The sequence below is a fragment of the Pseudomonas defluvii genome, assembly GCF_001695625.1.
Taxonomy (GTDB): Bacteria; Pseudomonadota; Gammaproteobacteria; order Pseudomonadales; family Pseudomonadaceae; genus Aquipseudomonas; species Aquipseudomonas defluvii.
This window is the reverse complement of sequence record NZ_MBPN01000086.1, coordinates 1-23,815: the sequence shown is the minus strand read 5'-3', so window position 1 is coordinate 23,815 and position 23,815 is coordinate 1. Positions and strand designations below refer to the sequence as shown.

Below are 23,815 nucleotides of genomic sequence, written 5' to 3'. Positions count from 1 at the left end.
CGTATCGACCAGCAGGTGAAAATTCGCGGTTTCCGCATCGAGCTGGGGGAAATCGAAGCGCAGTTGCAAAGCCACCCCCAGGTCAACGAAGCGGCGGTGCTGGTCAAGGAAGGGGCCGGTGGCCCCCGGCTGGTGGGCTATGTCGCCAGCCCGGACCCGGCGATTCAGGATGAGCTCAAGGCCCACCTGCATGAACGGCTGCCGGAATACATGGTCCCGGCACAGATCGTGGTGTTGGCGAGCTTGCCGCTGACCGCCAACGGCAAGCTCGACCGTCGCGCGCTACCCGAGCCGGACGCTGCTGCAGGCCGCGAGTACCGGGCGCCGCAGACCGATACCGAACAGGCTGTTGCCCGTATCTGGGCGCAGGTGCTGGAGGTAGAGCGTGTGGGCCTTGACGACAACTTCTTCGACCTCGGAGGCCATTCGCTGTTGGCATTGACCTTGACCGCTGCACTGCAAGACCGACTGGGCCTGAAGGTCCGGCTCGATCAACTGATGCAGTACCCGCGTTTGAGTGAGCTGTTGCAACGGGTGCAAGGGCCATCTGCCGAGGTGTCACCGCGTGTGCCTCTCAATCAGGCCAGCGCAGGAGCCCCTCGGCTGTTTTGCGTACACCCTGGCGGCGGCACGCTGTTTGGTTACTACCCCTTGGCGCGTGCATTGGAAGCGACCTGGCAGGTTGATGGTTTGTTGTGCCGCAGTTTTGTAGAGCCGACCTGGCGCGACAGCTCTCTGGAGCAGATGGCCCACGACTATGTACAGGCGATTCGCCGGGTTCAACCGCAGGGGCCGTATCACCTGCTGGGCTGGTCCCTGGGAGGCGCCCTCGCGGTGGAGATGGCGCGGTTGCTGCGTGAGGCCGGTGAACCGGTAGCCTTCCTCGGATTGGTCGACCCGTTCGTTCCTGGCGTGGGTGCTGCGACGGGTGAGGCGCAGCACGCCGACCTGGACAGCGGTTTTGCCCGTTATCTGGTGGAGTTGTTCGGCGATGTGCCGCTGGCCGCTGTCCAGGCTCGTATCGCTGAGGCGCGACGGGAGGGCTGCAGCGATGCCGAGTTGATCGAGGGCGTACTGGCCTGGGCGGTCGCACAATCACGTGGCGATGCGCCGCGTATCGAGCAGGGGGATATCGCTCAAGGTTTCGCCGTGATGCGCCACCTCAATGGTCTGACGGCTAACTGCACATTGAAGCCTTGCGATGTGGCACCGCAGTGCTGGTGGTCAAGCGAAGTGGCAGAGGTTTCCATGGCTGCGCAGACCGCATTGGAGCGGGGGATTGGCGTGCAGGCGCAAAGCAGGCAGGAGATCGAGGGCAGTCATGCCGGAATCGTCCGGGAGCCAGCGTTCCTGCGCAGCCTGGCTGAGGCGTTGCCTGGCGCCTGAATGGTTTGAGCGCAACTTAACCACGTGCCTGGATGGGTCCATGCACGTGGTTTTGGCTTCATGAGCGCACAGGCGGATTCGCCTCGAACGCGGCGTAGTAACACCTTGTCATTAATTGCTAATGATAATGGTTTGTAATAGCATTATTCGCGATCGGACTCACCCCTTCTTATTGACCTGAAGGTGTTTCGCTTTGACGACTCATGGAACGAACAACAACCCGGAGCTACTGATGGCTTTTCTGGACAATCGCCAGGCATTGATCGACAGAGCCAACGCCATACTGGGCTGTCGTTATCAGGCAGAAGATGTTGCTCAGGATATCTACCTCAAATTGTGTGAACAGCCTGTTTGTCTGCCTGTGGCCCATCCGCTGGGTTATCTCTACCGGATGGTGCGCAACCTGTCCATCGACCGCCTGCGGCGTCAGCACTGGGAGAACTGCCACAGTGTTGGGGAAGAGCAGGCGTATGTCCTGTTGTGTTCAAAACCCTCGCCGGAGGCTGCCGTTATCCATCGGGCAATGCTTGAGCAGGTGCACCGCGCCTTGTTGGAATTGCCCGAGCGCACCCGGCGCATTTTTGAAATGACTCAACTGCAAGGGCATACCCAGCGCGAAGCCGCACGCCGTGAGGACGCCTCGCCGACCCTGATCAATTTTCTCCTGCGTGATGCCCTGCGTCATTGTCGCCAGCGACTGGGCGTTGTGCCTGCAAACCGGGCACAGTAATGCCTTTTGAAATGACTTTTGGCCCGCCTCTTACACGGATGTACAGCTCTTGATCGATGTATTGGCCCCTCTGTTTTGTGGAGAACTGGCGGTATACGCCGAAGGCCTGAGCCTGAGTGCCGGCGACCAGCCGGTGGTGTCAGGGCGGCGCTTTGTTGAAGCCGAGCAGCTTGAACAGTGCCTGGACCTGTATGCCGTGGGGTATCCCGGTGCCGACCGGCGCGCCTTGGCCTCCTTATGGTCCAAGGACTATTTCCTGACCGTGCTGCCTGCAGTGGTTGCGTCAAGCCTGGTGCTGGGGTGGCACTTGCCCGTCACGCTGGACGACATCGAGGTGGTCATCGATGCGCAAGGGCTGCCTGCCCGCCTGGTATTGCCGAACCCTGGTGAGCGGGTAGCGCCTGATGATGCCTGGCAGCGATTTGCACCCTTGATAGAGGGCAACCTGGAGCCTTTCATCGATGCACTGGCACGCGTGGTCAAGCTGTCGCCCCGGGTGCTATGGAGCAACGCCGGCAACTATGTGGAGAGTATTGTCGGTGTGTTGGCCGAGCGTGGCTTTCCGACCGACACCCTGGCCCATGGCGAGGCGCTGATCAGGGTTCGCGAGTGGCCGCACGGCAAGCGCAACCGGCTGTTCGAACCGGTGCGCTATGTGCAGATGCCAGGGCCACAAGGCCCGCTGCAGATCCGCCAGCGCCGCCAGTGTTGCCTGCGTGACGGGCTACCCGGTTATGAATGCTGTAGCGATTGCCCGCTGATCAGCGATGAGCTGTTGTTGCGCTATGCCTTGGCTGAGCGCGGCCTGAGCGTCGAATGAGCCGGCGGCTCAGCGCCGCCACAACTGCAGCATCAGGTAAGGCCCCGCGATCAGCGCCGCCAGCAAACCGGCGGGCATCTGGTAAGGGTAGAGCACATTGCGCCCCAGCCAGTCTGCCGCGACCATCACCAAGGCCCCCAGCAGAATGGCGCCCATCAGTTGTGCCCGTGCCCGTACCAGCCCGAGCATACGGGTCAAGTGCGGAGCCAGCAGGCCAATGAAGCTCAAGGGGCCAATGACCACCGTGGCGCAGGCTGTCATCAACGCACTCAAGCCCAGTAATGCCAGGCGGCTACCACGAAGGCTGACACCGAAGCCTCGGGTTGCGGCCTCACCCAGTGGCAGAATGTCCAGCCAGCGATGAAGCATCAGGCACAGCCCGCCAAACAGCATCAACATCCCCCCAAGCAGCCACGCTGTCTGCTCATTGGCGCGGTAGGTGGAGCCTGCCATCCAGTTGAGCATGTGTTGTGCGCGTGAGTCGCCGTTAGCCAGGAGTATTTGCAGCAGGGCATCGAACAACGCGCCGACGGCGATGCCCACCAGCAACAGTTGGGTTGGCGAGAAGTTGTCACGTCGGCTCAAGGCCAGCAACGCGGCGAAGGTGAGCACGGCGCCTGCGGTACTGGCCCCGACCAGCGTACCGTTGCTGGCAGCGGGCAGTGCGATCAAGGCTAGCAACATGCCCATGGCTGCCCCTGAACTGATGCCGAGCAGTTCCGGGCTTGCCAGTGGGTTGCCGGTGAGGCGTTGGATCAGGCAACCCGCCAGCGCCAGCAAGGCTCCGCAGCCCAGTGCGGCGAACACCCGTGGCGTGCGCCATTCCAGCAACGCCTGAAGCATCGGGCTGTGGCTCCAGGTCCAGCCTTGCGGGCCATCGCCCACGGCCAGCGCTACCATCACCGTGGCGACCAGCAACAGCGCCAGGCCCGACAACAGTACGCGGTTTGAATACCGGGGGCGGCTGCTGTGGGCGCTTGAGTGCGGCGTATCGCCGCGCAAGCGCAAGCCTTGTACCAGCCAGATCAACAGTGGGGCACCCACCAGCGCCGTCGCTGCGCCGGTGGGCAGGAAGCCGCTGTCAAAGCCTTCCAGGCTTTGCACCAACAGATCGGTGAGCCATAGCAGCAGCGCACCGAGCACCGGTGACCACAACAGTCGATCCTTCAGCCGGCGCGCACCGAGCATGCTGCACAGGCTGGGGGCTGTAAGGCCAATAAAACCGATCATGCCGACGCTGGCCACCACGCAGCCGCTGAGCCACAGGGCCAACACCAAGGCAATCACACGGCTGCCATTGAGTGAAAGGCCCAGTGCGCGGGCGCCGGAATCTTCCAGGCCAAGCAGGGTCAGCGGACGAATCAGCAGCAGCACACCCAGGGCCGGCAGCAGCCGTGGCAGCAAAAACGCTACTTGCTGCCAGTCCTGTTGCACGAGTGAGCCGGCACCCCAGATGAACAGCGGCCCCAGCTCCTGGCCGTGGATGATCATCAACCCGGCATTGACCGCACCGAAGTACAAAGACACAAGAATGCCGCCCAAGATCAGTGCCAACGGGCTGAAGGCTCTGCGCCAGGCCAGGGCGAACACCAGCAGCAGCGCCACCGCGCCACCGGCCAGCGCCAGCCATTCGCGGCCATGGACGAGCAGCCCGGGTGCCCACAGGGTGGCCATGCTCAACGCCAGTTGCGCGCCTGAAGCAATGCCAAGGGTGGCAGGCTCGGCCAATGGGTTGCGTAACGCTTGCTGCAGTATGCAGCCGGTCAGCGCCAGGGTCGCGCCACACAACCAGGCCATGGCCATTCGCGGCAGCCAACTGTAATGCACCAGCAGTTGATCGAGTTGTTCTGTCTGGGGGGCGCTGACGGCTTGCCACCACAGGCCAGGGGGCAGGTGCGTGGCAAGGTTGCCGGTTGCCAGGGCCAATGCTGCGAGTAGCATCAGGGTCAGTAGCGGTGCGGGGTGGCGATTGATGTAACGCAGGATCATGGCTGGGCGCTCGGGGCAAAACGCTGCTTTAGCAGCAGGGCGAGGCGCTCGGCGCTGCTGATGCCGCCGTAGGGCCATACGGCAGGAAGGCTGTCTACGCGCTGCTCACGCACGGCGCTCAGGGCTTTCCAGATGGGGTTGCGATTCAGCGCAGCGGCGTCCGGCAACGGCTCGAACAGGACCAGGCGTGCATCGGACGGGGTGGCAAGTGCCGCCAAGGTAATGGTCGCAAACCCCCAGGAACTGGTGGGGCCGTGCCAGGCGTTACGTAAACCGAGCTCATCGAGCACCGCCTGGTAAAGGCCTTGCCCACCGTTGACGCGCAAGTGCCGCTCATCAAGAAAGGTGACCAGGTACAAGGGTTCCAGGGCTTGCCCGGCCAGCGCGGCCCGGGCTGCGGCGAAGTGATTGTCGACTCGCTTGAGCAGGGCATCCGCCTGCGCTTGGTGATCGAGCATGCGCCCAAGCAGCGTTGTGATCTGCCGCGAGCGTTGCAACGGCTGGCCACTGTCATCGAACGTGGCCAGGAGCATGGTCGGCGCCACCGCGTTCAACAGCGGCAGGATCGAGGCGTACTCGGGTGTTGCCAGGATCAGGTCCGGGCGCAACTGGCTCATGGCTTCCAGATTAGGCTCGCGACGAGCCCCCACATCGGCCACGCTGGTCGGTAACGCCGGGGTCGATACCCAGCGACGATAACCGTCTGGTTCGCCGACCCCTACGGGAGTGACGCCGATGGCCAGCAGTTGCTCCACAAGCCCCCAGTCGAGCACGATGACCCGGCGTGGTGGTTGCTTGAAGGTGACGGGACCAAAATCATCGTTCCAGGTCACAGGCTGTGCGAAGGCGGCAGGTAGCAACACAGAGAGCACAATCGTTAGAGCGGCACGCAGCGCGATGGCAGGCAACAGGATGCTCTCCGGGTCAGTAGACGAAGCTGATGGGTGAGCCGCCTTGAGGGTGGGGCAGCACGCCCATGGCGATGCCGTAGATGTTTTCCAGGGTGTCGCTGCGCATGAGTTCGGCAGGGCTGCCTTCAGCCATCAGGCGCCCCTGATGCAGGGCGAGCAGATGGTCGCAATAGCGTGCAGCCATGTTGACGTCGTGGAGCACCACCAGCACGCCAAGCCCTAACTGAACGCTCAGGTTCTTGACCAGCGCGAGCACTTCCACCTGATGGGCGATATCCAGGGCCGAGGTGGGTTCATCCAGGAGCAGGTAGCGGCTGTTTTGCGCAAGCAGCATCGCCAGCCAGACACGTTGACGTTCGCCGCCGGACAAATGGTCGACCATGCGCTCGGCAAAGACGAGCGTGTGGGTGAGCTCCAGGGCGCGTTGTACCTGCTCGCGATCCTCTTTGCCAAAACGCCCCAGGGCGCCGTGCCACGGGTAGCGGCCAAGGCTGACGAGTTCTCGCACGGTGAGGTTGTCGGCAGGTGGCAGTTGCTGCGGCAGGTAAGCGACCTGTCGCGCGAATTCACGGTTCTGCCAGCCTGACAGGGGTTTGCCGTCCAGCGTGATCTGCCCTTCGGCTGGCAGTTGCTGACGGGCCAGCAGCTTGATCAATGTCGACTTCCCCGAGCCGTTATGCCCGATCAGGCCGACCATGCGGCCGTGGGGGATTCTCAGGTTCAGCGGGTGCAGCAGGGTTCGTCCGGGAACACTGAAGCTGACCGATTGCAGTTCAAACATCGTGTTTTCGCAATAGCCCCGGCAGTCAGGGCGCGTGAAGTAGGGCTGCTGAAAGTAACACTAATGGTAATGCTTATCAATTATTTGTCTTTTCATCGAGCACCTGCTCGTGAGGAGTCGCCGCGACCACAGCCCTGACGCAGGGCGCAGAAAGAGGCGGAACTGGCCGCTGGATAATCGTCAGCTATGCTCTTGTACGAATGATTTCCTACCCCTGGCTACAAGGACGTGCACATGAACGCAGAACAGGACAGTCGGGTCATAACCGGTATTATCCGTGCCTATGGCGGCTCATCCTACAAGATGACCAGAACCTATACCCCGGCAGTAACAAGCGCTGGCCTCTATATTCTCTATTTCGTCACGTCGACCGCGGACGGCGCGTGCTTCCCGGTCTATTGCGGCTATACATCCCGCACGCTGGAGACTCGCCTCAAGGAGCACAGTCAGCCCGGTGGCCAGATCAGCAAAATGAGGACGCCTGGCGGGATAGTGACCACCACCGGGGTTCCGATCGCCACGACCGACGGCGAGGTTTATGTCGGGTTTATTGGATGCACCGGCATGCTGGCGAAACTGATAGAAAGCAGCTTTCTGTTCAACTATGACTTTGTGCTCAATGCTTCTGAAAATGGTCAGCGAAGGGCGCTCGATGTTACTGAGGTTCAAGAGTCCAGTTGGGCCGCGCTTGACGACACCCATACCGCCAGGGAGCAAATACACGCGTGGAATGACGCAGTAGAAAGCACCGTCAACGAAGCGATAGACGATGCCAGGCAACTGAGCTTGTATCTGGAGCAGTTTCGAGGGTTTGTCTAGCATTGGCGCCACAAACACCTCGCTATGGCACAGCGGTGGGTACTGGTCGGGCTGCGCATGAGCAGCCTGCAGCCGGTGACGGGCTCGCACAGATCGAAGAGGGGCACCGGCTGTGCCTCTCTCTTCGCTACGAGGATGCCGAGGTCTGTTTCAGGGCTGTTGCGAAACAGCAGCCAGACTGGCCTATGGCTCATAACAACCTGGGCTGGGTTCTGCAGGCGCAGGGCAGGAATGAAGAAGCTTTGGCCAGCTACAAGACGGCTTTGCAACGTGACCCCGGGTTTGAACTGGCGCGTGCGAACCTTGCCTACCTGCTCGCCCATTTGTATGTCCACATTGGCAAGTTCGACGAAGCAAGGGCAATGTGGCGGGTGCTGGTCGAGCGCTACCCGCATGACCCGGAAATACTGGACAACCTGATCAGCACGGCATTGAAGGCCAACGATCTCGTCGATGCTGGCTACTGGGCGACCCGGTATGCCGCAGTCACCCGGGCCAGTGTTTATCACCCGATGCCAGCCTATCCGCCCTTGGTAACGATACCCGAGCCAAGGTTATCGAAGGGCAAGCTGCAGCATGACCTCGAACAGTACCGGTATTTGCGCAGTCACGGCCTGCTGGGCGAGGTCTTCGATGGCATCATCGACTGCTATGGCCAGGCGGTTCAGTGTTTTGACGAAAACGACGCTGCGTTGAGGCTGCGCGTGGGTGACGCTGTGCACATGAAGAGCACTTACGGGCGCATCGTTCATCATTATCCGGCGGCGAGGCTGCCTGAAAACGCGTTGTCGCGCACTGGGGTAAACCTGGACGCTGAGAAGGCCTATCTGGCAAGCACGCTGGGTATCGTTGTAATCGATGATTTCCTGACGCCGAAAGCACTTTCGGAGTTGCAGACGTTCTGCCTGGAATCCACCGTCTGGCATGCCAACAGGTATGCCTATGACCGCCTGGGCGCGTTCTTCAGGGACGGCTTCAATTGCCCGTTGTTGTTGCAGATTGCCGAAGAGATCCAGCAGGCATTCCCGAATGTGATTGGTCGCCGGCATCCGCTGTTGCAGATGTGGGGGTTCAAGTACCGGCATGACCAACCTGCAACGCACCCTCATGCGGATTTTGCAGCGGTGAACGTGAACTTCTGGATTACGCCAGATGAGGCGAATCTGGACCAGGCGTCTGGTGGGCTGCTGATCTATGATGTGGAAGCACCAATGGATTGGGATTTCGAGGCCTACAACCGACAAGGGGACAGGATCTCGGCCTTTTTGAGAGACGCAGGTGCGAAGCCTGTTGTCATACCGTATCGCTGCAACCGGGCAATCATCTTCAACTCGGACCTGTTTCATGCGACGGCGCCGATCAGATTCCGACCGGGTTATGCTGACAAAAGAGTCAACATAACCTTGCTCTATGGCGAGCGGGAACGCTCAGGCACAGAATGACCGCGCAGGCTCCCGATCAGCCCACTCGGGTGTTTGCCAGACAGCCGCCCGATTATCTGCAACGGCTGCCTGGTGGCTGTGTACTAGCTGGGTTGGGTAACGATATGTACCTCTAGTGTCCCGTGGTTATCCTTCAGCCCAGCGCCATAGATCCCATTGACGTCATCATTGATACACAGGTGCATCTGCCCGGACTGCCCGACCGGTGCCTGGCCCAGGGTGCCTACCAGGAAAGGCGCATTGTCGCCAATCCTGGCGACCAACGCACCTTCCGGTGCACCGGGCAGGGTATACCCGGGTTTGGCGATGAATGCGCGGTTGCCAGCGGGGCCCACCATGCCGGTTGCGGGGTTGGCGGTCCATGAGCCCTGTGCGCTGATTTGTGTGTCCTGGCGACCTGTGACATGCAACCCGGTGGCTTGCCAGGGCTGATTGGATTGCACCGAGACTGTGATGGGGTAAAGCACATTCACCGCATCGGCTGCGGTGTTCGCATCGAACCCGGCGCCGGTCAGGGCGCTTAACATCACTGCTGCCGGCGTGTCTGGAAAAACCTCGGCGGCAAGTATGACGTTGCCGATGTCGAGGGCCGACAGTGCGGGGTAGCTTTCATGCAGGATCATGGCCAGTTCTGCGGGACTCAGTGGCGCGAATACCTGGGTCAGGGCGCGTGCGACGGCTTCACTGCTGGCGATGATCGCCTCATGGGGCACTACCAACGCAACCGAACCGTCGCCCGCCGATGCTTGCGACAGCAGGGCATTCACCGCCTGAAGCGGGCTCATGCCTTGCTGCTTCAAGGGGGCCAAGAGGCTGACTATGTCTTGTACGTCCATCATCATGGTGACGCTCCTTTGTAGTGATAATGCAGGTCGTGCGTTTGTACAGGGCGGTCGAATGCCACCCGACCTTGGGGCGATCAGCACACTTTGCGTGACCGCATGCTCTTTGCCTCAGTGATAAGCACTCACTAGCGCGACGGACATCTCCAGTGGCGACAGGGCAGGGAAGGCCGCCTTCAATCCGCTTGACGTGTCATCGGCCAGATACCCGGCTTGCGCCATGGCGCTTGCCATCTCCTTGGCGGTCAGGACAGGGTACGCCTTGATCAGGGCCTGAGCGCAATCTGCGCCAGGGGCTCCCTGACGGCGCATATCCCGCGCGATTTGAACCGGGTCCGGATAGGCCTGGGTCAACGCCGCTGCCAACGCAGCCGGCGGTGTGTCTGGCCAGGCGCTGAGCAGTCCTTTGCTGGTGTCGGCGGCTGCATAACCGGCCTGGGCCATGGCGCTGGCCAGGGTGTCCAGGCTCAGGTTCGGGAACGCGTCTAGCAGCAATTGGCCGCATCGCCCCCCCTCGACTGCTTCGGCGATAAGGGCCTTGGCCATGTCGGCGGCGCTCGAAAACGCTGTGATCGTAACGTTTACCGCGTTCGAAGGTGCCCCGGCAATGACATTCAACTGACCCGCAACGGGTAGCGCCTGCACGGCCAATTGGTAGACGAGCGACTTTCCAGGGGCACCCTTGAGCGTCAGTAACGCAATCAGGTTGTCGCCCTGGGTGCTCGCGTTCAGCAGGCTGACCTGAAGGGCGCTGTCTGCGTCGGTGATCAGCGCTTGATAGCCGGAGGCACCGGTGACTGGCTGCCAACGAAGGGTCGCGGTGACGCCTGTGCTTGTTGCCTGAAGGTTCTCCGGCGTGCCGAGGCGAGTCAGCACCAGAGCCTCGGTCGGCAGGCTGGGCACCGTGGCAGAGTTGCCGTGGGCGACAAGGGTGAAGCTGAAGTCGCCAGCCGGCGCGACCGCATCGAACAACACATTGCAGCGAGTGGGCGGCGCCTGCCCCGGCGTCGTCGGCTGGAGCGTTTGATCCGGCGTCCAGGTGCTGCCTGCATGGGTACTGGAAAGCACGTATGACAGGGCATTCTGCACAGCCGTCCAGCTCAAGGTTACGCCAGTGTTCGGGGGCGTGAGGCTGTCGTCGGGATGAGCGGCCAGGTCCGCGGGTGTCGGCAGGCGCTGAAACGGCGCCTCAACCCAGGCGCTGGCGGATGACGCATTGGTGCCCTGCACCTGGGCCTTGTACGTGCCGGTAGGCCAACTGGAGGCGAACTCGAAAGTGGTCTGGCGTGCCTCGATGGCCAGCCCGGGCTGGTCAAGCAGAACTTTTGCGGCACTGTCGAGCAGTTGTGCATGATAGCCACTGTTACCCTGGCCTCCGCCCCACGTCAGTGTCACCACCGTGTTGTTGATATTGACGGCGGGATGGGTAGGAGCACTCTGAGTGCCAGTGCCAGTGCCAGTGCCAGTGCCAGTGCCAGTGCCAGTGCCAGTGCCAGTGCCAGTGCCAGTGCCAGTGCCAGTGCCAGTGCCGTTCAGGATCGCCACGACAGCCGTTACCGTACCGGCTACGGCGGCGGCAGCACCCGCCGCACCGGCGGCAGCGGCTTCGGCAGCCGCCAGTGCCGCCGCTGCGGTGCTCGCTACTGCGTCGGCGGCCGCACCTTCGATCAGATGTTGGCACGCCAGTGTGGCGGCGTAGGAGGCGGCCGCCTTGCCGGCTGTCAGGGCGATCAGCGTGGCAATGGCTTCGCTGTTTTTGAGTAGCCCCTGCACGAACGACTCTGCCGCTTGTTCAAGCGCTTTATCGATGTAAGCGCCTAGTTCAGAGAGCTTGGCAGTGTTGGGCAGGGGGATCGAAACGATGCCGGGAAAGGGGATCGCCACAGCAGTGAGGGCGGTGTCGGCGATCAAAAGGGTGTAATTGCCGTCAAGTTGCAAGCTTACGCCGTTACTCTGCGTACTGAACGACACGCTGATGGTGAAGCTGGACTTGAGCAGCGTATTGAAAGCGAAATCTGCCAGTTGGCCGCAGCCAGGCTTGCCTTCACTTGACAGCTTCTGCAGGGTCTTGATGAAGTCGATGGCCTTGGTCAGGTATTCAAAGTTTGGCCAGTGGGTAATCTGGAACCCGCCATCCTTGCTGTAGCGCACCCCCAATGACGTGTTCTTGGGCAGGAAGGGGGCGTAATCGGAGAGGGCGGTGAGCGTTCCATCGATCTGCAGGTTGCCGCTTTGGTTCTTGCTTGCCGCCACGGTGATATCGACGCCAAATGACGCTTGCATGAACCACAGACTGCCGGCGAACCCCATGGACGCTTTATCGCCGACCGTGGAAATGTACAGCGTCGGCCCGCCTGTGGCGCTGGTCGCCTTCGGTGCAGCGATGGTCAGAATATAGATGTCGATGGGTTTGGTCAGGGCAATGGACGCAGTAATGCCATCCTTGGCAATCTGAATGTTACCGATCACTTCGAGGGTGCTGACGAGCGTCAGATCAAAAACAGCCTGAATATTGAAACCGGGCAGGTACGGAATGCTGCTGGCCGGTGGTGCGACGGGCACCACGCCTGTCCCTCCCGACGCCGGGCAGGCGAACGTATTCAGGCTCAGCGGCGCGGAGCCTGCGGTTGCGCAGTAATAGAGTTGGCTGCCGGCCTTGAAGGTGATGTCTATCAGCGAGGTGGGCGGCTGCTTGATACCCAGGCACTGTCTGAACAGATCGCCGATTGATAGGGTCTGGTCGACCTTGACGCTTGCCACCTGAGGCGTGCCGTTTTGCAGGTAGATCTGCCCGGTGAGTTGAGCCGATCCCACCTTCACCGAACCTTGCACCTGAAAATGCTTCTGTGCCGAGGCATCGCCATACTGGACATAGGCGCCGAACACAAGGTTTGAGAACGAGATGCCGGTCATGGCCCCCCCGAACAGCGAGGGTATCGTGGCATCAAGTTGCGCCGCCTGCAGGCAGGCCGTTACGGTTTTCTTTGCGTCATCGGAAATCAGCGCACCGGAGAAGGCATAGTCGTTGCTGAACACCGTCACGGTCAGGTTTCCGCTGATGCTCAGTCGCCTGGCCGTGGTGAACTGGTAGCCCACTTTGATGTTCTCGAAACCGAACATGCCGAACAACTTGAAGTTCGGTAGGGCCACCTCATAGACGGCCTGCTTTACGGCAGAGCCTGCAGATGTGCCGCTGGCCAATAGTGCGGACAGCGAGAGCGTGTCTCCGGCGCCTGCTGAGGTGTCATAACCGATCTGGATCAAGCTGTCGAACAACTCGATGTCCTTGAGTCGCACCGTGAGCCAGAAGCCACAGGTGCTGTCCATGGACAGAGTCGTTTCAGCCACGCTCATGGGGACCGGCGTCTGAGGGAATACATTGAGCAGCGTCGTACCGCTCGGTGGCGCGCCATCGCCAAAATGGCTGAATGTGAAAAAGCCGGCATCCTGCACCAGGATCTTTCCTGTGGGCAGTTGCGTGTCGAACGCATCATTCAACAACGAGAAAACGTCGAGCCCGGTGCCGCCAGGAGTGGCCAGATCGGCGTAGATCAGACTGTATTGCCGCGATAAGTCCAGTTCGCAGGTGCTCTGGCTATTGAATTTTCCACCAAAAATTTCTGACCAGCCGAACTGGGCCGAGATGCGGATATCCATGGGCGAAGGGCCCTCCCGCAGACGATAGGCTTCGATGCGGCGAGGTGGTCAGGAACACCCCGTCGCACACTCGAGCGCTGCTTAGCTGAAGGTATGCTTCTCGCGGTTGTAGGTGCCTTCCGACACGACAACATTCAGGTCTTGAACCACATCACTGCCGATGGCACCGGAAATCACATCCATGGGCGGTGAAACGGCAACGAACACCTGGTTGGTACTGCCTACGGCGACCTCGAGCAGTGTCTGCGGAGCCGGTGCTTTACCTCCATCGGGCGTCGGAGCCTGCGAGATCACGCTGAACTGGAAAGGTGCGTCCTTGGTGGGGGCGGAACTCGGGATGTTGAGGGACGCGGTGTAGGTTTTGCTGTCGATGTTGAAGACAGCATTGACGATAGCGCTGATTGCCATATGAGAACTCCATTCTGCACTGACTGGCTATTGCGGGATGTGTGAAAGACAAGACTCCTGAAACACGAGCGATGGCGCGTTGAAACTGTAGTTCGAGATTATTCGACGGGCAAATTCAGTCGTAAAAAAGCGATTTCCAGGCCTTTGGCGCGGCGCCCCCGTGACCTGCCCACTGCATTCCCCCTTCGAAACGGACTTCAACGTAAACGACTTGCCTCGAACTGATAAAAATCAAGTCGTCCGCGCCCGAAGCGCTCAACCTTGAGTGGTCGTTCTCGCATTGAAATGGCCCCGCGCCGAGGTGCCTCATGTCCCAGACCCAGCGTTTGCTCTTGATTGCCCCATCATCAATGACCCGTACGCCTGCGTTTGAACGCGCAACGGCCTTGGCTCAGGCGATGCAACTACCTTTGCATATCGTGGCATTCGATTACCTCGAAGCCTTGGCGGTGGCCGGTTTTTTTGCCCCCGAGCAAATCCGGCAAGCCCGTGACGGCTACCTGGAGAGCCATCGGCAATGGCTTGAGCAGCAAGCCTCGCTGGCGAGAAAGCACCGGATCGAGGTCACCAGTGAGGTGGTCTGGGTTCAAGACCCCTATGAAGAAATCCTTCACTTCGTCAATGAGATGCCCTTGGCGCTGATCATCAAGGATGCCCAGGAGGAGTCGGTGTTGAAACGGATCTTCTTTACGCCACTGGATTGGCGGTTGTTGCGCGATTGTCCGGCGCCCGTGCATCTGGTCACCAATGCCCTCCACCCAAGGCCGCGCAACGTGCTGGCGATCGTCGATGTATTACGCAGTGAAGCGCAGGACCTGGTTTTCAACGACCAGATCATCGCCGCAGCCGTGAAGCTGGCCGAACAATGCAACGCACAGCTCGACCTGGTCCATGTGTATGACTGGGCCGCGGTGTATGCCATGGATATGGGGGTCGGTGCATTGCCGCTGGCCACCGGTATCTGCGAAGCGTTGTCAGAGGCCCAGCACGAAGCGTTTTCGGCCCTGATCGAACACAATGGCGTTCCAGCGGAGCGCTGCCACTTTATCGAGGGCACACCCTTGCCGAGTATCTGTGCGTTTGCAGTTGATCATCAGACTGACGTGATCGTCATGGGAACGGTGCAGCACAGCGGTTTGAACAAACGCTTGGGCAGCACAGCCGAGTACCTGCTGCACCAGGCGCCGTGCAGTGTTCTGGCGATAAAGCCAAGTGAGTGCCCATGAGTTCAGATCAAACGGCTGCGGCCCCGCATCCAGCGATCGTCTCGCGCGGCCTGACCAAATGGTTCGGGGAGGGCGACGCGCGGATGAAAGCGGTCGACCAGGTCTCGCTGGTTGCTCAGTTTGGCGAAATGGTATTCATCGTCGGCCCATCCGGTAGCGGCAAGACCACGCTCCTGAGCATGATCTCGGGCATCCTGAGGCCTGACGCCGGAACCGTGCATATCAATGGATGTGATATCTGGGCCTTGAACAATGATCAATTGGCAGCGTTACGCCTCAATAGCATTGGGTTCGTGTTTCAGGACTACCATCTTTTTGCGCGCTTGACCGCTGCCGAGAACGTCGCGATTCCTTTGATTCTCAAGCATTGTGACTGGGACGCGGCCATCGCGCAGGCGAAGCAGAGCCTGGAAGTGGTAGGCCTGAAGGACCGTGGTGATGTGCTGCCGCTCAAGCTCTCCGGCGGCGAACAACAGCGTGTGGCGATTGCCCGTGCGATCATCGGCAGCCCGCAGATACTGATTCTCGATGAGCCCACTGCCTCTCTTGATGGCGACACGGGCAAGATGATCATTGCCTTTGTAAAGTCTAAGATCCTCAACAAGCAGCGTTGCATCCTGATCGTCACTCACGATGTGCGGATCAACGAGTACGCCGACCGAATCATCCACATGGAGGACGGCCGTATCAGCGAACCTGACTTGACTTCATCATGAAGAACCGGGTGCTGTTTGTGCTGGCGATCATCGGCGTACTGGCCGGGCTGGTTGCTGCGTACCTGTTCGGGCGTACGCCCCATGCCTTGCCACCAGCCTTCGCTCCGGCGAGTAGCCCCTATGAAACCGCCATTTATGCCAATGGCATCATCGAAAGCGAGCAGTCCGGTGGCTCCAACATCGTGATTTATCCGCAGGTTTCCGGGCCGGTCACTCACGTCTTGGTGCACGAGGGGCAGGTGGTCACCCGCGGCATGCCTTTGGTGAGCCTCGATGATGCAGTGCCCAGGGCAAACGTTGAATTGGCCCAGGCCAACCTGCGAACCGCCCAGGATCAGTACCTCAAGCGCGTGGCTTCATACCAGATTGATCCCAAGTCCATCAGCAAAGACACGCTGGACACTGCAAAAAATAACGCTGCTCAAGCACAGGCTGCGCTCAAGGCCGCGCAGGCATCGCTGGCGCAATACGCGATCATGGCGCCGGTGGATGGCGTGGTCCTGGCTATCAATACCACGGTGGGCAGTTATGTATCGCCTCAGGGCGCTTATGATCCGTACACCCAGCAATTCAGTCCGCTGCTGGTGATGGGGGCTGAACAGACGCACCTGGCGGTACGCTGCTATGTGGACGAGATCCTGATTACCCGCTTGCCCGCGCCTGAACATATCCAGGCACAGATGCTGATTCATGGCTCGGACATCAAGGTGCCGCTGGAATTTGTCCGTGTACAGCCGTACGTGTCGCCGAAAATCCAGTTGTCAAATCAGCGGCAGGAGAAAGTCGACCTCAGGGTGTTGCCGGTGCTTTTCCGGTTCGAGAAAAAAGACCTCCCGATGGTGTATCCGGGGCAGTTGGTGGATGTCTTCATAGGACGCAAATGATGGACCTGTGCAGCGTCTATCGACCTTTGTGGCCACAGGCACGGGCGCTGTCCATACTTGTACTGATGTTGATGAGTGCCTGCACGGTAGGCCCTGATTTTTCACGCCCGGCAGCGCCGCCGCAGACCGCCTATGTGCGTAATCCGGTAGCGGCCACCCTCCCTGCGCAGGGCCAGGCGCAACATTTTTCGCCGGGTGCTGACGTTGCGTTCGACTGGTGGCGCCTGTTCAAGTCTGACGCTCTGAACTCGGTGGTCCGCCAGGCAATCGCCAACAACCAGACCCTGCAGGCTGCCGAGGCCAGCCTGCGGCAAAGCCAGAGTACACTCATGGCCGGTCATGGCGTTTTCTATCCGCAGCTTGATGCGCGTGCTGGTGCGACCCGTGAGCGTAGTTCTCCGGTACAGCCAGGGCTGAACAGTGCAGGGTCGACGTTCAATGTTGTCACCCTGAGTGGAACGATCAGCTATACGCTCGATATCTTTGGGGGCGCGCGCCGCAGCGTGGAGGGGCTGCAAGCGGAGGTCGACCACCAAACCTGGTTGACCCGCGCGGCCTACCTCGCCCTGACCGCCAATGTCGTCAACACCGCCATTGCACGGGCGGGCTATGCAGCACAACTGCGCACAACCGAGCAGTTGATCGGGCTGCAAAAGCAACAGTTACAGACCATTGAGGTGCAGGTACATAGCGGTACGGCGCCTTATTCGGACAGCCTCAGCCTACGCAGCCTGATTGCCACGAACGAGGCTTTGCTGCCGGCACTTGAGCAGAAAATCAGCCAGTCCGAACACCTGTTGGCCTCCCTCGAAGGCGTCGCGCCGACGGAGGTGCGCGTCCCCGAGATCGAACTGACAGCGCTTTCACTGCCCACCGATTTGCCGGTCAGCCTGCCTTCGCAACTGGTGAGGCAGCGACCGGATATCTTGTCCGCTGAAGCGCAGCTACACCGTGCCAGTGCCAACATCGGCGTAGCAACGGCGGCGATGTTTCCCAGTTTCAGCCTGACCGGAACCTATGGGGCGGCAGGCTCAAGCCTGGGCTCACTGTTTGCGGGTGCCGGGAGGTTCTGGAGCATCGGCCCCTCGATCGACATCCCGTTGTTTCAGGGGGGGAGCCTGTGGTTTGGTCGTCAAGCCGCGATTGATGCTTATCAGCAAGCGGCGGCGAATTACCGACAGACCGTGCTTGAGTCTTTCGCCCAGGTGGCCGATGCCCTCAAGGCGTTGGAGTTCGATGCGAAGGTCCTTCTGAAGCAGGCGCAGGCGCAGGCCAGTGCTGAGGAGGCGTTGCGCTTGCTGCAAGCCAACTACCGATCCGGCCTGGTGACTTATCTGGACCTGCTGGTGGCCGACGTCCAGCTTCAGCAGATCAATCTTGCCTATCTGCAAGCACTGGCTCAGCGGCACCAGGACACCGTCGGGCTGTTCGCTGCGCTTGGGGGCGGCTGGTGGAATGCACCCCCAAGCGCCGATAGCAGGCAAATGCCATGAAGTACTCAGGCATCCTGAAAATCGGCTTCAAACTGCTGGTGAACGACAAGGCCAAGTTTTCGGCGTTGCTGGTCGGGATTACGTTCTCGGTGTTCCTGATGATGCAGATGACTGCAATGTTCGCCGGCATTCTGAACCGCGCCTACTCGACGGTGACCAATATCGGTGCAGCGATGTGGATCATGGACCCGGCCGTGAATACGCCGACCAGTGTCATCCCGCTGCCGGATTACCTGCTCGATGCTGTACGCAGCATGGAGCAGGTGCGCTATGCAGTGCCTGTATTCATTGGCGGGGCGCAAGTCAGGTTGGCCAGTGGCACCTATCAAGCGGTGAGTGTGGTAGGCCTGGACGACACCAGCCTGTTCGGTCGCCCTGAGCTTGAACAGGGGGCTATCGAAGACATCTACGCAGACAACGCATTTATCGTCGTTCGCGATACTGAATATTCGAAACTGGAGAGCCCCGGGATCGGCACCGCCTTCGAGCTCAATGACCACCGCGGCACCATCGTCGGCATCGCCAAGGTGCTGACCAGCGGATTGACCGGCGTACCGACGCTCTACACCACCTACCGACGCGCCATCGAATACATCCCGACCACCCGCTTTACGGTGTCGTACATTCTGCTGGAGCCCAGGAACGAGGCCGTACAAGCCGCCATCAAACTGCAGGTTGCCCAGTTGGGTTATCTCGCCTTGACCAGGGAAGAGTTCAATCAGCGCATCACCGAGTACTACATCTATCAGACCGGGGTTGGCACCAACATACTGACGATGACCATCATCAGTTTCCTGGTCGGGCTATCCATCTCGGGGCAAACGTTTTACACCTTCATCCTGGAAAACCTGGACAAGTTTGCAGCCCTCAAGGCTATTGGTGCCAAAGGCCGCGAGCTGATCTACATGATCCTCTTCATGGCGACCTTCACAGCCCTCACGGGGTACGGTCTAGGTGTCGGCCTGGTCACGGTTATGATCGTCACGGTACGTACCTATCTGCCCAATTATGCCGCGATGATCACATACTGGAACCTGGGGCTGGCCTTTGGTCTGGTGCTGCTGATTGCCGCAGCCTCCAGCTATGTCGGGATACGCAAGGTGCTCAGAATCGAGCCGTTCGACATTTTCAGGGGGTGAAATTGAACCGACATTCAGGCGATGTCTGATGTATATCAATGACAGGTTGGCGGGATCGGCAATGCTGAGCCGATGACGTCCATTGAGTCGATTGCGCTATGAAGCTGACCGTGGCACCTCTTCAAGAGCCGGCACCCGCTTTGCCTTCTTCGGCCACGGCCGGGCAGGTGGTCGGAAATGATCAGATCGCCGCCGTCTTTGAAGATATTGCCAATCTGTTGGAAATCGAGGATGCCAATCCCTTCCGTATTCGGGCCTACCGCAATGCAGCAAGGACCTTGAGGGCCTTGACCTTCGAGGTGGCAGAGCTGATCGCACGGGGGGAGCCGCTTCCTAAACTCAGTGGTATCGGCGTTGATCTTGCGGGCAAGATCAATGAAATTGTCACCACCGGAGACTGTGCGCTACGCCAACGGCTCTGTACCGCATTGCCTGCGGGCTTGGTCGAACTGCTTTCCATCGCCGGCTTGGGGCCCAGACGAATCAAACACCTCTATCACGACCTGGGTATCGAAACCGTTCAGCAACTGTGCCATGCCGCCAAAGAGGGGCTCATTCGTCATGTGCCCGGCTTCGGTGAAAAGATCGAGGCCCGGCTGCTGCAGGCGGCACAGAAGGGCATCGGCAGGGACCGCAGGCTGCCGCTGGCTTTTGTGGCTCCCGTGGCCAGTCGCCTTGCCGATTACCTGAAACAGCTTCCCGGTGTTGAGGCTGCCACGGTTGCCGGCAGCGTTCGACGCATGCGCGATACGGTCGGGGACATCGATATTCTGGTTGCCGCTGCGCGGTCGGTGGACGTCACCGCACATTTGCTCAAGCATCAGGACGTTTCCACTGTGCTGGTGCGCGGGCGCACGCGTGCCAGCGTGGTGCTGGGCACCGGTATGCAAGTGGATCTGCGTGTGGTCGAACCAGCTGCCTATGGCGCAGCCCTGGTGTATTTCACTGGCAGCAAGGCGCATAACATTGCGATTCGCCAGCTGGCCCAAAAGCAAGGTCTCAAACTCAGTGAGTACGGCGTATTCAGCGCAAGAAAATGCCTGGCCAGCGCCACTGAACGCGCTGTCTATCAGGCGCTGGGGCTGGAATGGATGACACCTGAACTGCGTGAGGATCGCGGCGAGATTGCGGCGGCACAAGCGGGCACCTTGCCCAAGCTGATTGAGTTGGGCGACCTTAAAGGCGATTTGCATGCCCACACCGATGCTTCGGACGGAAGTCACAGCCTGGAAGTGATGGCGTTGGCCGCACAACAGGCCGGGTTGGAGTACCTGGCGATCACCGAGCATTCGAGATCCCTCAGGGTCGCCCATGGCCTGGATGTCGACAGGTTGCTCAAGCAGATCGACCAGATTGATGCGCTAAATGCCCGTCTGAAGGGCATTACCCTGCTCAAGGGCATCGAGGTGGACATTCTCGAAGACGGCAGCCTGGACCTGCCGGATGACATCTTGGGCCGGCTGGACGTGGTGGTTGGCGCAGTACACAGTCATTTTCTCCTGACACTGCGCCAGCAGACGCAACGCTTGTTACGGGCCATGGATCATCGCTATTTCACGATGCTGGCGCACCCGTCATGCCGACTCATCAACCAGCGTGATCCGCTGAACCTGGATTTGCCCGCAATCATCAAGGCTGCCCGCCAGCGTGGCTGCTGCCTTGAGCTCAATGCACAGCCCCAACGCATGGACCTGCTGGACCTGCAGTGCCGGTACGCCAAGGATGAAGGTGTGCTCATCAGCATCAACTCGGATGCCCACCGCAGCGCCGACTTTGCCTATTTGCAGTATGGGGTCGCACAGGCACGCCGTGCCTGGCTGGAAAAACATGACGTGCTCAACACCCGCTCGCTGAAGGCGCTCAAGGAGTTCCTGAACTCAAATTCTGCCTGAGCTTAACTTGCTGTTGATGGGGTGATTGAAACGGTCCATTCCTTTTCGGCACCAATGGCACGCACATGAACATTCATCAGCAGTCAGTTACCGATGCCTTGGCCAGCCTCCACACTACGGCCCAGGGGTTGTCTTCTGGCGAGGCACAGCGGCGCTTGCAGCAGTTCGGGCCAAACCACGTGGCACCGGCCAAGCGGCGTAACCGCTTGTGGGCATTGCTCGCAGAGTTCACGCAACTGTTCTCCGTTGTGCTCTGGATTGCTGCACTGCTGGCCTTTGCCGTTGAATGGCAGGTACCCGGTGAGGGCATGGGGCGCCTTGGCGTGGCTATCGTTGCCGTCATCCTGATTAGCGGGGTGTTCTCATACTGGCAGGAGTACCGCATCGAAAAGGCTTTAAGCGCCTTGGTCAAGTTGTTGCCACAGCAGGTGCAGGTACAACGTGATGGAACCGTTCAAGCGATCATGATTGATGATCTGGTGCCCGGGGACCTGATGCTGTTAGCGGAAGGCGACAGTGTCCCTGCGGATGGTCGGCTGATCGAAGCCTCTGGCATGCGGGTCAACAACGCCACGATCACCGGCGAAGCCACTGCCGAACTGCGCGATGCATCTGCCTGCGACAGTGAAGACCGGCTGCATGCCCGCAACATCGTGCTGGCCGGTACGTCCATCACGTCCGGTAAAGGCACTGCCGTCGTATTTGCCACGGGGCTCCACACCGAGTTCGGGCGGATTGCACACCTGACCCAAGTCAGCGGTGATCAGATGTCGCCGTTGCGTCTCCAGATCATCCGCCTGAGCCGAAGCATCCTGGCACTTTCATTGGGCATCAGCGTGCTGTTTTTCTTTCTGGGCAACCTGTTTGGCGTTCCGTTCTGGGAAGACTTGATCTTCGCCATCGGCCTGATTGTGGCGATGGTACCTGAAGGGCTCTTGCCGACACTGACGTTGGCGCTGGTGCTGGCTACTCAGCGCATGGCTCGCCAGCAGGTACTGATTCGACACTTGCCGTGTGTGGAGGCGTTGGGCTCTGTGACGGTGATCTGTACCGACAAGACCGGGACACTGACGCAAAACCGCATGACCGTACAAACCCTATGGCTGGATGGCAGTGAGTACCCGGACGTCGAGCAAGGCCTGTCACCGGCATTGTGCGAGGCGAACCTGCCGTTTTTCTGGGTTGCAGGGCTTTGCCATAACGTGCGGCTTGTCGGGCAGGGTGAAACCGCGACGTACTGTGGCGACCCGATGGAGCAAGCGCTGATGCACATGGCCGCGCCACAGATCGCCCCGTGGAATGGGGCGCTGCGTATCGACGAGCTGCCTTTCGACGCCGTTCGCATGTGTATGTCGGTGATTTATGACCTCCCCGAAGGGCGGGTTTTGCTGTGCAAAGGGGCATTGGAAAAATTGCTGCCGCTGTGCGAGTCGACCTGGAATTTGCAGCGCCCAGAACCGCTTTCACGCGAGCTGAGGGCGAACATTCTCAACGCGCAAGAACGCATGGCCGATCGAGGGTTGCGTGTCCTGGCGCTGGCCTGGCGATGGTTGCCACCTGGGCAGGAACCGTGTGAGCGAGGCTTGATACTGGCAGGGCTCGCAGGCCTGCAGGACCCACCGAGGCCAGAGGTGCCTGCGGCAATCATGGCCTGTCGGCAGGCCGGCATCAAAACCATCATGGTCACGGGTGATCATCCTAACACCGCTGTTGCCATTGCCCGGCAGATTGGCCTGGTGACCATTGCGTCGCCGCTGGTGCTCAGTGGCGAGCAGATCACGAACCTGTCGCATACCCAGCTACTGCTGGCGCTCGATGCACCGCAAATCATCTGTGCACGTATTTCGGCGGATCAGAAGCTGCGTATTGTCACGGCGCTTGAAGGCAAGGGCGAGATCGTTGCCGTCACGGGGGATGGGGTTAACGATGCGCCGGCGCTCAAGCATGCGCATGTCGGTATCGCCATGGGCGTATCGGGAACCGATGTCGCCAGGGAAGCGGCCGACATGGTTCTGCTGGACGACAACTTTGCGAGCATCGTTTCCGCCATCGCTGAAGGCCGGGCAGTCTTCGACAACATCCGCAAGTTCCTGACCTATATCCTGGCCCACAACATGGCTGAGCTGATCCCCTATCTGTGTTTCGCACTTGCCAGGGTTCCGCTGGCAATCACGCCGCTGCAGATGCTGGCCATCGACATGGGGACCGACTCATTGACCGCACTGGGGCTTGGGGTAGAGCGGGCGGACGCGGATATCATGCGCAGGCCACCACGCCCTCCCAAGCAACGTCTGTTCAATCTGGCCTTGGCGTTACGAGGCTATCTCGTTCTCGGGCTTGTTGAAGCGCTTGGCACATTGGCAGCGTTCTTTTTTGTGCTGACGCGGGGAGGGTGGACGTGGGGGCAGGCACTGCCTTCCAGCGATGCGCTCTACTTGCAGGGAACCACGGCCAGCATGGTCGCAATCGTTGTGTTGCAGATCGTCAATGTCTTCATGTGCCGTAGCGCAAGCCGGTCTTGCCTGCAAACAGGGTTGCGGGGGAACCGCTTGATAACCTGGGGTGTCATGCTCGAGGTCTTGCTGATCCTGGTGTTCGCCTATACCCCTTGGGGCAACCAGTTGCTGGGAACCAGCCCGGTTTCCTGGCAGGTGTGGCTGTTGTTAATACCGTTCGTGCT

General features: G+C 60.2%; 18 protein-coding genes. 12 read left to right on the top strand and 6 right to left on the bottom strand.

The features are described from left to right. The 3 genes from EKA13_RS20080 to fhuF all read left to right on the top strand — a co-directional run. Positions 1 to 1,386, top strand: a 1,386-nt coding sequence (locus EKA13_RS20080) for a thioesterase domain-containing protein (protein WP_245704365.1), incomplete at its 5' end; no start/stop codon positions are given. 232 nt (positions 1,387 to 1,618) lie between these two features. After that, a complete protein-coding gene (locus EKA13_RS20075; RefSeq protein WP_065761045.1) occupies positions 1,619 to 2,116 on the top strand; it encodes a sigma-70 family RNA polymerase sigma factor in 498 nt (165 codons plus the stop codon). 49 nt (positions 2,117 to 2,165) lie between these two features. Then, positions 2,166 to 2,936: a siderophore-iron reductase FhuF gene (fhuF, locus tag EKA13_RS20070; RefSeq protein ID WP_065761044.1), complete on the top strand. Its 771-nt coding sequence runs from the start codon at positions 2,166 to 2,168 to the stop codon at positions 2,934 to 2,936. A 9-nt stretch (positions 2,937 to 2,945) separates the two neighbouring features. Here fhuF and fhuB read toward each other — a convergent pair whose 3' ends face one another. From fhuB to EKA13_RS20055, 3 genes are read right to left on the bottom strand one after another with little or no spacing between them, the layout of a single operon-like run. Beyond that, positions 2,946 to 4,925: a Fe(3+)-hydroxamate ABC transporter permease FhuB gene (fhuB, locus tag EKA13_RS20065; RefSeq protein WP_065761043.1), complete on the bottom strand. Its 1,980-nt coding sequence runs from the start codon at positions 4,923 to 4,925 to the stop codon at positions 2,946 to 2,948. Then, positions 4,922 to 5,833: an ABC transporter substrate-binding protein gene (locus EKA13_RS20060; RefSeq protein WP_065761042.1), complete on the bottom strand. Its 912-nt coding sequence runs from the start codon at positions 5,831 to 5,833 to the stop codon at positions 4,922 to 4,924. Before EKA13_RS20060 ends, fhuB begins: the two co-directional genes overlap by 4 nt. A 16-nt stretch (positions 5,834 to 5,849) precedes the next feature. Further along, complete coding sequence (locus EKA13_RS20055; protein WP_065761041.1) at positions 5,850 to 6,617, bottom strand: ATP-binding cassette domain-containing protein; 768 nt, start codon at positions 6,615 to 6,617, stop codon at positions 5,850 to 5,852. Positions 6,618 to 6,851: 234 nt separating this feature from the next. Here EKA13_RS20055 and EKA13_RS20050 point away from each other — a divergent pair, with 234 nt between their 5' ends. Next, a complete protein-coding gene (locus EKA13_RS20050; protein WP_065761040.1) occupies positions 6,852 to 7,436 on the top strand; it encodes a hypothetical protein in 585 nt (194 codons plus the stop codon). A 35-nt stretch (positions 7,437 to 7,471) separates the two neighbouring features. Then, complete coding sequence (locus tag EKA13_RS20045) at positions 7,472 to 8,878, top strand: tetratricopeptide repeat protein (protein WP_281182087.1); 1,407 nt, start codon at positions 7,472 to 7,474, stop codon at positions 8,876 to 8,878. 83 nt (positions 8,879 to 8,961) lie between these two features. On the opposite strand, the gene EKA13_RS20040 is transcribed toward EKA13_RS20045, so the two are convergent. The 3 genes from EKA13_RS20040 to EKA13_RS20030 form a co-directional block, all read right to left on the bottom strand. Further along, complete coding sequence (locus EKA13_RS20040) at positions 8,962 to 9,720, bottom strand: hypothetical protein (protein ID WP_065761038.1); 759 nt, start codon at positions 9,718 to 9,720, stop codon at positions 8,962 to 8,964. Between the two features lie 111 nt (positions 9,721 to 9,831). Next, positions 9,832 to 13,377 (bottom strand): hypothetical protein, encoded by a 3,546-nt coding sequence (locus EKA13_RS27905; protein ID WP_065761037.1) that lies wholly within the window; start codon positions 13,375 to 13,377, stop codon positions 9,832 to 9,834. An 81-nt stretch (positions 13,378 to 13,458) separates the two neighbouring features. Beyond that, on the bottom strand, positions 13,459 to 13,785 hold the full coding sequence (locus EKA13_RS20030; protein WP_065761036.1) for a hypothetical protein: 327 nt from the start codon (positions 13,783 to 13,785) through the stop codon (positions 13,459 to 13,461). 308 nt (positions 13,786 to 14,093) lie between these two features. On the opposite strand from EKA13_RS20030, the gene EKA13_RS20025 reads away from it, so the two are divergent. The 7 genes from EKA13_RS20025 to EKA13_RS19995 form a co-directional block, all read left to right on the top strand. Then, positions 14,094 to 15,011: a universal stress protein gene (locus EKA13_RS20025; protein WP_065761034.1), complete on the top strand. Its 918-nt coding sequence runs from the start codon at positions 14,094 to 14,096 to the stop codon at positions 15,009 to 15,011. Continuing rightward, positions 15,008 to 15,727: an ABC transporter ATP-binding protein gene (locus tag EKA13_RS20020; RefSeq protein WP_065761033.1), complete on the top strand. Its 720-nt coding sequence runs from the start codon at positions 15,008 to 15,010 to the stop codon at positions 15,725 to 15,727. The genes EKA13_RS20025 and EKA13_RS20020 overlap by 4 nt, the downstream gene beginning before the upstream one ends. Further along, complete coding sequence (locus EKA13_RS20015; protein ID WP_065761032.1) at positions 15,724 to 16,611, top strand: efflux RND transporter periplasmic adaptor subunit; 888 nt, start codon at positions 15,724 to 15,726, stop codon at positions 16,609 to 16,611. The genes EKA13_RS20020 and EKA13_RS20015 overlap by 4 nt, the downstream gene beginning before the upstream one ends. Continuing rightward, entirely contained in the window at positions 16,611 to 18,104 is a 1,494-nt protein-coding gene (locus EKA13_RS20010) for an efflux transporter outer membrane subunit (RefSeq protein ID WP_100250151.1), read from the top strand. The genes EKA13_RS20015 and EKA13_RS20010 overlap by 1 nt, the downstream gene beginning before the upstream one ends. Further along, positions 18,101 to 19,243 carry an ABC transporter permease gene (locus EKA13_RS20005; protein ID WP_065761030.1) on the top strand — a complete coding sequence of 381 codons (1,143 nt, stop codon included), beginning with the start codon at positions 18,101 to 18,103 and terminating at the stop codon, positions 19,241 to 19,243. Before EKA13_RS20010 ends, EKA13_RS20005 begins: the two co-directional genes overlap by 4 nt. Before the next feature lie 98 nt (positions 19,244 to 19,341). Then, positions 19,342 to 21,135 carry a DNA polymerase/3'-5' exonuclease PolX gene (gene polX / locus EKA13_RS20000; RefSeq protein WP_083199862.1) on the top strand — a complete coding sequence of 598 codons (1,794 nt, stop codon included), beginning with the start codon at positions 19,342 to 19,344 and terminating at the stop codon, positions 21,133 to 21,135. 65 nt (positions 21,136 to 21,200) lie between these two features. Next, positions 21,201 to 23,815, top strand: a 2,615-nt coding sequence (locus EKA13_RS19995) for a cation-translocating P-type ATPase (RefSeq protein WP_065761029.1), incomplete at its 3' end; no start/stop codon positions are given.